General features: G+C 56.7%; 10 protein-coding genes. 8 read left to right on the top strand and 2 right to left on the bottom strand.

The features are described 5' to 3' along the window. Positions 1-8: 8 nt before the first annotated feature. Genes ACU6TU_RS07500 through nth form a run of 4 tightly spaced genes read left to right on the top strand, consistent with a single transcriptional unit; the run spans position 9 to position 3,073 of the window. Positions 9-1,055, top strand: coding sequence for an RnfABCDGE type electron transport complex subunit D (locus ACU6TU_RS07500; RefSeq protein ID WP_447143931.1), 1,047 nt, complete (start codon positions 9-11; stop codon positions 1,053-1,055). Then, positions 1,052-1,720, top strand: a complete 669-nt coding sequence (gene rsxG, locus ACU6TU_RS07495; protein ID WP_447143930.1) for an electron transport complex subunit RsxG — start codon at positions 1,052-1,054, stop codon at positions 1,718-1,720. The genes ACU6TU_RS07500 and rsxG overlap by 4 nt, the downstream gene beginning before the upstream one ends. Continuing rightward, on the top strand, positions 1,717-2,421 hold the full coding sequence (locus ACU6TU_RS07490) for an electron transport complex subunit E (protein ID WP_447143929.1): 705 nt from the start codon (positions 1,717-1,719) through the stop codon (positions 2,419-2,421). The genes rsxG and ACU6TU_RS07490 overlap by 4 nt, the downstream gene beginning before the upstream one ends. Before the next feature lie 10 nt (positions 2,422-2,431). Then, complete coding sequence (gene nth / locus ACU6TU_RS07485) at positions 2,432-3,073, top strand: endonuclease III (RefSeq protein ID WP_447143928.1); 642 nt, start codon at positions 2,432-2,434, stop codon at positions 3,071-3,073. Here nth and ACU6TU_RS07480 read toward each other — a convergent pair. Continuing rightward, complete coding sequence (locus ACU6TU_RS07480) at positions 3,062-4,114, bottom strand: tRNA-queuosine alpha-mannosyltransferase domain-containing protein (RefSeq protein ID WP_447143927.1); 1,053 nt, start codon at positions 4,112-4,114, stop codon at positions 3,062-3,064. The two genes, nth and ACU6TU_RS07480, sit on opposite strands and share 12 nt — an antisense overlap. 439 nt (positions 4,115-4,553) lie before the next feature. Here ACU6TU_RS07480 and ACU6TU_RS07475 point away from each other — a divergent pair, with 439 nt between their 5' ends. Genes ACU6TU_RS07475 through ACU6TU_RS07460 form a run of 4 tightly spaced genes read left to right on the top strand, consistent with a single transcriptional unit; the run spans position 4,554 to position 9,962 of the window. Continuing rightward, positions 4,554-4,928, top strand: coding sequence for a response regulator transcription factor (locus tag ACU6TU_RS07475; protein WP_447143926.1), 375 nt, complete (start codon positions 4,554-4,556; stop codon positions 4,926-4,928). After that, complete coding sequence (locus tag ACU6TU_RS07470) at positions 4,925-6,982, top strand: exonuclease domain-containing protein (protein WP_447143925.1); 2,058 nt, start codon at positions 4,925-4,927, stop codon at positions 6,980-6,982. Before ACU6TU_RS07475 ends, ACU6TU_RS07470 begins: the two co-directional genes overlap by 4 nt. Before the next feature lie 40 nt (positions 6,983-7,022). After that, complete coding sequence (locus ACU6TU_RS07465) at positions 7,023-7,226, top strand: hypothetical protein (protein WP_447143924.1); 204 nt, start codon at positions 7,023-7,025, stop codon at positions 7,224-7,226. 3 nt (positions 7,227-7,229) lie between these two features. Beyond that, positions 7,230-9,962 carry an ATP-binding protein gene (locus ACU6TU_RS07460; protein WP_447143923.1) on the top strand — a complete coding sequence of 911 codons (2,733 nt, stop codon included), beginning with the start codon at positions 7,230-7,232 and terminating at the stop codon, positions 9,960-9,962. Here ACU6TU_RS07460 and ACU6TU_RS07455 read toward each other — a convergent pair. Continuing rightward, a complete protein-coding gene (locus ACU6TU_RS07455) occupies positions 9,959-11,110 on the bottom strand; it encodes a DUF294 nucleotidyltransferase-like domain-containing protein (protein ID WP_447143922.1) in 1,152 nt (383 codons plus the stop codon). The genes ACU6TU_RS07460 and ACU6TU_RS07455 overlap by 4 nt on opposite strands. Between the last annotated feature and the right edge of the window lie 2 nt (positions 11,111-11,112).

The following is an 11,112-nucleotide window of genomic DNA, read 5'->3' as shown; positions in this document are numbered from 1 at the left end:
GGGTCACCATGAGTTTTCTTCATCAATCATCTCCTACCCTTGGTGCGCCGCCTTCCAGCAGTGCCTCGTTAATGCGCTGGGTGCTGATCGCTACTCTGCCAGGCATCGCCACATTGACGGTGTATTTTGGCCTCGGTGTCATCACCAACATTCTGATTGCCGCTTTCATCGGCGTTGGCCTGGAGGCAATCATACTCCGCCTGCGACAGCGTGCGGTCATGCCGGTTCTGAACGACAGTAGCGCCCTGGTCACCGCCATTCTGTTGGGGGTGTCACTGCCCCCCGGTAGCCCCTGGTGGTTAATCGGTGTCGGCATGGTCGCCGCCATTGTGGTAGCTAAACAGCTTTACGGTGGCCTTGGCCATAACCCCTTTAATCCTGCCATGGTGGGCTATGCCTTACTCCTGGTGTCATTTCCTGCTTACATGACCTTATGGTCACCGCCGCAACCCATACTCCCTGACACACTTTGGCGCCAGGTACTTGGTGTGTTACCGCTCACTGAGCTGGATGCCCTGAGTGGTGCCACGCCTTTAGATGCCTTCAAGCATAAAGGCGAGGCGGTGATGGCCAGTGAGTTCTGGGCCAGCCAGCCACTTCCGCCAGGCACCTTGAATGCCTGGCAACATACCGCCTGGGCCTGGGCAGCGGGCGGTGCCCTACTGTTGTACAAGCGAGTGATCAGCTGGCATATTCCTGTCGCCATGCTCGGCAGCCTGATGCTTCTGGCGGCGCTGTTTTACGCTGGCGACACCAGCCACTTTGCGTCACCCAGCTTTCATCTGCTGACTGGCGCTGCCGTCTTCGGTGCTTTTTTTATAGCCACCGACCCTGTCTCTGCAGCCACCAGTCGGCGCGGGAAACTGATTTACGGCGCTGGCATCGGTGTGCTGGTCATTCTGATTCGTACCTTCGGGGGCTACCCGGATGCCGTGGCCTTTGCTGTCTTGCTGATGAACCTGTGTGTTCCGCTGCTGGATCTGTACAGCGACCCGCGCCCTGCGGGGCATGCCAGTGCCAGTCGCGGTCATCGCCCGCCGGGGGGCTCCTCATGAAGTCTGCCATGAATGCCCGCCAGGCCATGCGTCGCGGCGCACTTGCGCTGGGGGCCTTTGCCCTGGTAACGGCGGGTAGCGTCGGCGCAATTCGCGCCCTCACCGCCGAGCAGATCAGTCGCAATGCGCAGGTTTATCAGCACCAGCAGTTGCAGAAAGTCCTTCCGCCAGCGCTGGAAAACGTCGCGACCGAAAAGATTCTGCAAGGCGCTTTCAACCTGCCTGACGCCCAGCAACTGGGGCACCGTCAGCCCACTCAGGGCTTTACCATCAGCAACCCGGACACCAGCATTGTGATTCTACCGGTCGTCACCCGTGAAGGTTACAATGGTGAAATACGCTTATGGGTCAGCATCAACCGTACCGGGCAGATTACCGGCGTGAGGGTTAGCGAGCATCAGGAAACCCCAGGCCTTGGTGATAAGATTGAACGCCGCCGCAGTGACTGGATCACCCGTTTTGATGGCTTAAGCCTGGATAGCCTGCCTCCTCAAAGCTGGGCGGTAAAAAAGGAAGGCGGCCAGTTTGATGCCTTTACCGGTGCGACGATTACCCCACGGGCGGTGATTCAAGCGGTTTACCAGGCGCTTGTTTATGCTCAGCAAACCGCATGGCCCTACCTTCAGGAACGCTCAGAAACCCGCCAACAGGACGTGACGCCATGACCACTTTCACGAACCTTGCTCGCGACGGTCTTTGGAACAACAACCCGGCGCTGGTGCAACTGCTGGGGCTCTGTCCGTTGCTGGCCGTCAGCAATAGTGTGGTCAATGCGCTGGGGCTTGCCATTGCCACTCTGCTGGTGCTGATCGGTGCCAGTACAACGGTATCACTGATTCGCCAGCAGGTGCCGGACAGCGTCCGCCTGCCCGCCTTTGTGATGATTATTGCCGCCTTTGTTACCTGTGCGGAACTGCTCATGGCAGCCTATGCCTTTGCGCTTTACCAGATACTCGGCATTTTCATTCCGCTGATTGTCACCAACTGCGCCATTCTTGGGCGTGCCGATGCCTTTGCCTCACGCAATCCGCCACTGCCTGCCGCACTGGATGGCCTGATGATGGGGCTTGGTTTTGGCGCTGTTCTGGTGGTTGTCGGTGCGCTACGCGAAGTACTCGGCCAGGGCACTCTGTTGAGTGATATGGATCTGTTATTCGGCTCCATCGCCCGCCAATGGCAACTGACTCTCGTTGAGGAGTATCAGTTTCTGTTCTTCCTGCTGCCCCCTGGTGCGTTTTTTGTGGTCGGGCTGCTGATTGCGCTTAAAAATGCCATCGACCAGAATGCCGCCAAACGCGCAACGTCCGTCAAGAATGTCGGTACCAACGGTCAGCGGCGTGTGCGCGTGACTGGCACGATCAAATAGAGATACCTTCATGAACGCTGAAAAACGCTATGAGATCTTTGCCCGCTTGCAGGCGGAGAACCCCCACCCGACCACGGAGCTTAACTGGACAACACCGTTTGAGCTGCTCGCCGCGGTGCTGCTTTCGGCGCAGGCCACCGATGTTGGCGTCAATAAAGCGACCGCCCGGCTTTATCCCGTGGCCAATACGCCCGAGGCGATTATTGCGCTGGGCATCGACGGCTTGAAGGCGCATATCAAAACCATCGGCCTTTACAACACCAAAGCCGAAAACCTGATGAAGACCTGTCATTTACTGGTAGAGAAACACGCCGGCGAAGTGCCTGATACACGCCAGGCGCTGGAAGCCTTGCCAGGGGTTGGGCGCAAAACGGCCAATGTGATTCTTAATACCGCTTTCGGTCAGCCCACCATTGCCGTGGACACGCATATCTTTCGCGTGTCCAACCGCACAGGGGTCGCCAAAGGCAAGGATGTCATTGATGTCGAGAAAAAGCTGATTCGCCACGTGCCCAAAGTCTTTAAACAGGACGCCCACCACTGGCTGATCCTGCATGGCCGCTACACCTGTGTCGCAAGGAAACCGCGTTGCGGCAGCTGCATCATTGAAGATTTGTGCGAGTTCAAGGAAAAAACCGAATTAGACGCTTAACAACTGCTGATACGCTGCCTGCCATTGCGGCCATTCCCAGCGCTCAGTGAGCAGTGCTGGCGGACATGCGGCTGGATCGGTCAGCCAGGATTTTAACCTGTGTTGCAGGTCTTCAACACTGCCGTCATAGCGATAGTCAGATGGATAGAGCTCAGGAAAACACAGCCGGTCCGGCACCAGTGGCAGCATCCCCCGCTGAGCGGCTTCCATAATGGCCAGCCCCTGAAATTCATGCCAGGTCGTTGATACCACAATACCGCCTTCACTCAACAGGGCATGATAGTCACTTTCCGGCTGTGGCCCCCAGGCAATGATATGAGGCTTGAGGCGCTCTTTTGCTTCATCAAAAATCGCGGGTGACTGACGGAACTGTTGCCCCATCACCGCGAGCTCAAAGGGTATGCCCTGTTCACTCAGTGAAAACAGTGCGCTGAAAAAATCCTGCGGATTTTTGTCGTACTCCCAGCGATGGTTCCAGACAATTCTTCGGCAGTGATGAAATGCTTTAATTTTGCAAGATAACGGTATAATTGGAACAGGTAGTAAATGGGCATTACAACGTAGTGTTTCCAGCCGGTTGGCAGCGGGCAAATTTTCCGGCATTTTTTTTAAAAATGCGCGCGCCCCCGCCACAAAAGAGTCCCGGTTGTAAGCGGTATTAAACACGACGTCATCCGCTGCTAACGCGGCATAAAGGTTAACCATCTTGCCTTCTGCCTGAGGAGATTGTTGAGCTGATTCCGGGTAAGCAAACTGATTTTCGTGGAAATACACGACTTTTCTGGCGCTTCCCAGTACCGGGTAAAGGCCAATGAGCGTGGCCAGATCTACCATGGACGTCGCCAGCACCAGGTCATAATGCTGATTAAGCGTGGCGTGCTCTTTCAATGCCCAGGTCAATGGGTTACCGCGTATCCGCCAGCGAAAATGACGTGGCGGCAGGGCCAGATACGTCCAGTCTGCCGATACATGTGCCATCACCTGCTCTGCCCAGAACTGATGACTTACGGCGGAATAGGCAGATAACAGCAATGCTCGCATGGGGCTTCACCTTGGAATCCTTAAGACAGGAACGTTAGGGTCTGTTGACGTTTCATCACGAACCGCGTTGCCGCCTCAAAATGTGCCAGACAAGGCGCGGAACGCCGTTAAGGGTGGTTCCCTTTTCAAGTTTCGCAACGCAGTATGGCGAATTTTGAGGCGCAACCCGCAGGGCTGGGTCAGTTTTTATCCGCCGCGGCGTTAGTCGTCGTTCATTTGGAATAACCAAACGTCTCTCCTCCTGCCTTGCTGCGAATAAAAACTGACACCAGCGCGGTCGTGAATGAAACGTCAACAGACCCTAGCAATGGGTGTGAATAGACAGTGCGCACTTTACCAGCATTCGGCCAAGGTCGTCTTTGCCTTACGCTAGCCTGCTCATACACTGAAATCATAAAAGCAAAAAATTAAACGCCACTCAGCACCTCGGGAGAGTCAGATGGCCAATGTACTGGTAGTTGATGACGAGCCCAATATTGTTCTTTCATTGGAATTTCTGATGGAGCAAGCGGGTTTTACGGTCACAACCGCAGAGGACGGTGAAAAAGCCCTTGTATGTGTGGAGCAAAAGACGCCTGATTTAATCCTTCTGGATATCGGCTTGCCAGGCATTAGTGGCTTTGACGTTCTGGAGCAACTGCGTGCCCAGCCTTTAACCAAGCGTCTTCCAGTTATCATACTGACAGCCCATGGCCGTGAGGTTGAACGGGAAAAAGGCATGGCCCTCGGTGCTGATGACTACATTACCAAGCCCTTTTCAACCCAGGCGCTGGTTGAAAAGGTTCGTCAGCTGCTGACTGAGACGTCGTCATGAACCGGCGCGGCTTGCCCAAGCGCCAGCGGCTGATTGGTCTGTGGCTGTTACTCACTGGCATCAGCTTTCTGGGCGGTGCCATCTTTGCTGCTTTACTGGATGCCCAACTGGCCCCTCAAGGCTGGCAGCGCTGGGTGTTATGGCTTGGTAGCTTCTCCGGCGGCGCCACTATTTTTCTGGTTGGGCTATTGCTTGAACGCATGCTATTTACCCCACTGCGCCACCTGCAGGTCCAGCTTGCCAGGCTGGTGGCCAACCCGGATGCTCAGAATGAGCATCCTCCAGAAGGTTGGCTGAAAGGCCTGGGGCCGGACCTGCAACGCGTGCATGAAAGCTGGCAGGCGGACCGCACCCGGCTGGCAACGGCTCATACCGAAGGGGCTCGCAGTGCCGCACGCATCCGCCAGGAACTGGAAACGCTATTACAGGTACTCGAAACGCCGTTATTGCTGTGTGATCAGCATCGGCGCGTCATGCTGTTCAATCAGGCGGCTGAAGATTTTTTCCACGATCAGGATGGTCTCGGCTTAGGCAAACGGCTGGAGGCGCTGGTACCCAGCCCCAGCCTGCAACAGGCGCTGACGCAATTGCCCCAGGATGGCTCACCCCGCGAAATACTCGCCCCCTGCGATGAGCGCTGGTTGAAAGTCATCTTGCGCCGCGTTCCCGGAAGCGAGGGAGAAACCCTGCTGACCTTTACCGATGCAACCGCATCCTGGTCGAATGAAATGGGGGTACGTGCCGACCTTGCTGCCATGTTGACGCCCCTTCGCCAGCATACCGCCAGCCTGATCAGCGCCGCCGATGCGCTGATTCAGCTACGTCAACAGGGCGATGCCAGCAACACCCTGTGCGAGCGGCTCGAGGGCGTTATTCAATCCGAAGGCACCACACTGGGAGACAACGTCGCACGCGTAGGCCAACTGCTTGACGAAATGCAGCATCAGGGCGAGCGCCTGTCGCCGATGTGGTCGAATGATTTCTGGCAGGCACTGGATGAGCGGCTGGACCCGGCGCACCGCCTGATTACGCCCATTGGCATGCCTGCCTGGTTCAAGGGGGATGCACCGGCGTTGATTGCCTTAATGGCTTCGTTGGTTCAGCACCTAAGCGCTTACCTGCCCTCCAGTGGCTTTGAGGGCGAAGTTTGCCTGGGTAACAAACGCGTTTACCTGGATTTCATCTGGAAAGGTGAGCCGCTGCCTGAACGCGAATTGACCCAGTGGCACCGCCAGACACTGGATGTTCTGCCGCTCTCCCCCAGCGTCGCTGATGTTCTGCGTCAGCACGCCAGCGACACCTGGAGCCTGGCCGACAAAGACACCGGCTATGCCCGTATCCGCTTGCCACTGCCCGCGACCGAAAAGGTAGGTGCCCCAAGGGAACCCATGCCACCTCGCCCGGAATTTCACGACTTCGGCATTGCTGACCTGCCCCACCCGGATGAAGCACTTGCCACCCGCTCGCTGCGCAGCCTGGAAGTTGTCGCGTTTGATACGGAAACCACCGGCCTTGAATTGCGTCGCGGCGATACGGTCATCAGCGTCGGTGCCTGTCGCGTGGTCAATAACCGCTTGCTGGCGAGTGAAACTTTTGACCACTACGTTGACCCCAAACGGCCCATTCCGCCTGCCAGTACCGCTATCCACGGGTTAACTGACGCTGATGTCGTGGGCGCCCCACCACTGGATATCGTGCTCAGCCGCTTTCGCCAGTATGTCGGCGAGGCCGTTCTGCTGGCACACAATGCATCTTTTGATATGTTGGCCATTAGCCATCACGGTGTGGATTTTGACCTGCCTGTTCTGGATACCTTATTGATTTCCCGCGCCTTGGATGAAGCTCTGGATGGTCATGACCTGGATAGCCTGGCGGTGCGTTATCATCTGGCGTTTCCTCCCGGCACCCGTCACACCGCGCTAGGCGATGCCCGTGTCACGGCAGAATTATGGCTTGCATTGCTGCCACGCCTGGAAGCCCGCGGTATCAACACGCTGGAGCAGCTGTTGGCTTTGCAGGCCAACGCCTTTGACAAACAGGATGCCAGCGCATGAAGCCTCTCATTTGAAGAACTCTCACTTGAAAAACTCTCACATGAAACCCCTCAGTGCGGGATCGCGGCGCAATGAACGCCTGATAGCGCTTATCCTGCTGGCGATTGTGCTGTTCAGTCCGCCGCTACTCATGGCGGTGGATCGCTTGCCTGGCTGGGCCAGCCTGGCATTCTATCTACTGTTGGCGTGGGCCACGCTCATTGCCCTCACCGCCTGGCTGATGGAACGTTCGACGAGACAATAGCCGATGCGTAACGATATGGTCATTCTAGGAGCGGCCTTCAGCTATCTGGCGCTACTGTTTGTGGTCGCTGCCTGGGGAGACCGGCGCGCCGAAGCCGGGCGAAGCGTGATTGGTTCGCCCAGCGTGTATGCGCTTTCGATTGCGGTCTATTGCACTGCCTGGACATTTTACGGCAGTGTCGGGCGGGCAGCGGAATACGGGCCCAGCTTTCTGCTGATTTACCTGGGCCCGACGCTGGCCATGCTGATGGCACCTTTTCTGCTACGTAAGATGGTGCGTATTGCTGCCCGTCAGCGAATCACATCAATTGCTGATTTTATCAGTGCCCGCTACGGCAAGAGTTCAAGTTTAGGGGCTCTCGTGGCATTGATAGCACTAATTACCATCACGCCCTATATTGCCCTGCAACTGAAAGCCATCACCGTCAGCCACGCGGTGTTGATCAATTACCCTGCGTCACCCCAAGTCAGCCTGGGGAATGAGGGCTTCTGGCTGGATAAATCACTGTGGGTGGCGTTGGTGCTGGCCGTTTTCATTATTCTTTTCGGCACGCGTCATCTGGATGCCAGTGAGCGCCATGAAGGCATGGTGGCCGCCATTGCGCTTGAATCCCTGGTCAAGCTGGCAGCCTTTATGAGTGTCGGTATATTTGTCATCTTTGTGCTGTTTGCTGGCCCGCAGGATCTGTTTGCCCAGGTGACACTTCGCCCGGAACTGGCCAACATCATGCGCCTTGATAACGTGCCCGGCGGCACCACAGGTTGGGTCGGCATTCTGATACTGGCTTTTCTGGCGTTTCTCACCCTGCCGCGCCAGTTTCAGGTACTGGTGGTGGAAAATGTCGATGAAAATCACCTGACACGCGCCAGCTGGCTGTTTCCTCTTTACATGCTGCTGATCAACCTGTTTGTGATACCGATTGCCCTGGCAGGCCTGCTGCTGGGTGATGTCACCGGCGACCCGGACAGTTTTGTCCTGACCCTTCCTCTTTCGGCAGGCGTTGAGGCCTTGCCACTCTTTGTGTTTATCGGCGGGCTATCGGCGGCAACCGGTATGGTGATTGTAGAAACCATTGCGCTGTCTACCATGGTCAGCAACCAGCTGATCATTCCTTTATTGCTGCGCTTCCGGTTTCTGCCCGCCAGCCAACCGGGTCAGCTGGCCAAATGGTTACTCGGAATTCGGCGGATTGCGATTATTGCCATTCTCTTGCTCGGCTATCTGTATCACGCACTGATCGGTGAGTCTTACAGCCTGGTCACCATCGGGCTGGTGTCCTTTGCCGGCGTTGCCCAGTTTGCCCCGGCATTGTTGATCGGCCTTTACTGGCGCGGCGCGTCTCGTCTGGGGGCCATGCTTGGGCTGATGGCAGGATTTAGCGTTTGGGGCTACACCTTGCTGCTGCCGGGCTTTGCTCAATCCGGGTGGTTAAGCACCACGCTGATCAACCCAGGCCCCTGGGGAGTGGAATGGCTTTCGCCTTATGCGCTGTTTGGCTTGCAGGGCTGGGATATCTATACCCATTCTCTGTTATGGAGCATGCTGGCCAATGTCGGCCTGCTGGTGGGTGTGTCACTATTCAGCCGCCCCACACCGCTGGAACAGACCCAGGCAGCGCTATTTACCGAAGCCATGCACCCCAACCTGCAAAGCGCCACGCTATGGCAGGGGCAAACCACCCTGGGCGAGCTGCGCGAACTGCTGGCGCGCTACCTCGGCGCCTCCACCACCCAACGCGTTTTTGCCACGGCACCCGAGCCAGAGTCCGACAAACAGGTGGCGTCTCATGAGTTGGTAACGCGTGCCGAGCAGGCGCTGGCAGGTGCTCTGGGGAGTGCATCAGCGCGGGTTTTGATCAATTCTGTCGTACGCGGCGAAGCGCTGGATCTTGAAGGGCTATTAAGCATTCTCGACACAACCTCGCAGGCCCTGGAGTACAACCGGCGACTGGAGCAGAAATCCGACGAACTGGCGCGCATTGGCGATGCATTACACAAAGCCAATGACCGCCTCCGTGAACTTGATCGTCTGAAAGATGAATTTGTCGCCATGGTCAGCCATGAGCTGCGTACGCCACTGACCTCAATTCGTGCCTTTGCTGAAATCCTTCGTGATAGCGACAACCTGCCGGAAGAAAAACGTCAGCACTTCCTGGGCGTGATTGTGCATGAAAGCCAACGTCTCTCACGGCTGATTGAAGAAATTCTTGACCTTGCACGACTGGAAAGCGGCCGCTTGACCCTTGACCCTCAGCGCCTCGACCTCGCCGACATAGCCAGGCGCAGCGTTGATGCCATCTCACGCTTGCAGGAAAACCGCGGCATTACGCTTGACGTTGAGATCAGCGCAGCACCTGCCTGGATTACTGGGGATGCTGACCGTCTTGAGCAAGTCATTATCAACCTGCTGGATAACGCCGGAAAGTTCGCCGATAGCCAACACCCTCAGGTTTCCCTTCGCCTTTATCGCCACAAGCGTCATTACCGCCTGAGCGTTGAAGATAACGGCCCAGGGATCAGTGAAGATGAACGCGAAAAAGTCTTCGAAAAATTCCACCAGATTCAACAGCAGGGAGACGTGCCTCGCGGCAGGCCCAAGGGCAGTGGTTTGGGGTTACCGATCAGCCGCGGCATTGTTGCACACCTGGGGGGACGGCTGTGGGTGGAGGACGCTCCAACCCTTGGTGGCACCTGCCTGATAATGGAGCTTCCCGAAACGCCTGATGCATCAACCTAATGGCTGATACGCGAGCCACTGCGCACCTGCATTTGCACCCTGGCAACGAAGCGCCTGACGACCTCAAGATCGTACTTCAGCATATGAACCTCATCATCACGCAAGCGGGTCACTGCGACCCAGTTATCCACCGTCATCCCCTTACTCAGCTGATAACGTTGCTGGTCGAGGAGATTCTGCTGTAGCCGCTGGAACGTGGCCAGCAGAGTTTCCGCTTCCTTGGGAGTCACAGCGCATTGCCCGTTCACACCCAGCGCCAGAAGCCGCTCACGGGTGGATACCTGTTTCTGCCGATAGTACAGCGCCAGCAGGCGCACGGCACTGACCAAGGGCATCAGCCCCTGATGTTTGAGGTCAATTGCCTGCTCGAAAGGGGCTTGTTCCGGTTGGCGATTCACCAGATGCCCCCGGCGGTTTAACGCGACCGGCAGTTCGTCCAGTAGCACGGCCATTTCATCCATGAACAATGCCTGCCGTGGCAAGGTGCTGGCAATATGCTGCGCCAGCTCGTTGGCGAGCTGGGCATCACCATACACCGGAGAGAAATCAAGCAGGATATTGGTTTGTTGCACACGCTTGATCCGACGGTCCCGGGACCATAGCTCCAATTGCTTTTGCCAATCGCTTACGCGCTTGCGCCACATTGGCCAGCGCGCCATTACATGCCCCTGGCATAACGGAATACCTGCGTCATCCAGGCGTTGTGTAAAACGCTCACCCAGCGCCTGAAAATAACCATCGATCTCGCGATGACGATGATCAGGATAGTCTTCAATAATCAGGGCGTTATCCTGATCCGGGGCGAGAAGACTCTCGTGACGTGCGCCAGACCCCAACACCAGTACACAGTATCGCGCTGGCACGGGGCCCCAGCCCTGGCTGAGCATGTCTTCCAGGGAAGCATCAATGGCTTGCCGGTAAAGCCAGGCATTGTAATCACTGATTAATTGGCTGATACGCCAGGCAGGAAGGTCATAATGCACCAGCACCTCAACCCAGTGGCGTTGCCAATGGTAGGCCGATTCGAGTGTGTCAGGTGCCTGGGCCAATACACGCTGGAGAGGGGCAATCAGCTGCTGCTGACCCGTCGGTTCAAAAGGCGCCTGAAACAGACTCCGCCAGGGTGATGCACGGTGCAACCATCGCATAA

Source organism: Halomonas sp. LS-001, assembly GCF_052983955.1.
Note: the sequence above shows the minus strand (reverse complement) of the source record. Positions and strands in the feature narration are given on the sequence as shown.

Bases quoted from the DNA above. Each gene is read 5' to 3' on its own strand.
- ACU6TU_RS07460 (WP_447143923.1), top strand. From the start codon at position 7,230: ATGCGTAACGATATGGTCATTCTAGGAGCGGCCTTCAGCTATCTGGCG.
- ACU6TU_RS07465 (WP_447143924.1), top strand. From the start codon at position 7,023: ATGAAACCCCTCAGTGCGGGATCGCGGCGCAATGAACGCCTGATAGCG.
- ACU6TU_RS07490 (WP_447143929.1), top strand. From the start codon at position 1,717: ATGACCACTTTCACGAACCTTGCTCGCGACGGTCTTTGGAACAACAAC.
- ACU6TU_RS07475 (WP_447143926.1), top strand. From the start codon at position 4,554: ATGGCCAATGTACTGGTAGTTGATGACGAGCCCAATATTGTTCTTTCA.
- ACU6TU_RS07500 (WP_447143931.1), top strand. From the start codon at position 9: ATGAGTTTTCTTCATCAATCATCTCCTACCCTTGGTGCGCCGCCTTCC.
- nth (WP_447143928.1), top strand. From the start codon at position 2,432: ATGAACGCTGAAAAACGCTATGAGATCTTTGCCCGCTTGCAGGCGGAG.
- rsxG (WP_447143930.1), top strand. From the start codon at position 1,052: ATGAAGTCTGCCATGAATGCCCGCCAGGCCATGCGTCGCGGCGCACTT.
- ACU6TU_RS07470 (WP_447143925.1), top strand. From the start codon at position 4,925: ATGAACCGGCGCGGCTTGCCCAAGCGCCAGCGGCTGATTGGTCTGTGG.
- ACU6TU_RS07480 (WP_447143927.1), bottom strand. From the start codon at position 4,114: ATGCGAGCATTGCTGTTATCTGCCTATTCCGCCGTAAGTCATCAGTTC.
- ACU6TU_RS07455 (WP_447143922.1), bottom strand. From the start codon at position 11,110: ATGCGATGGTTGCACCGTGCATCACCCTGGCGGAGTCTGTTTCAGGCG.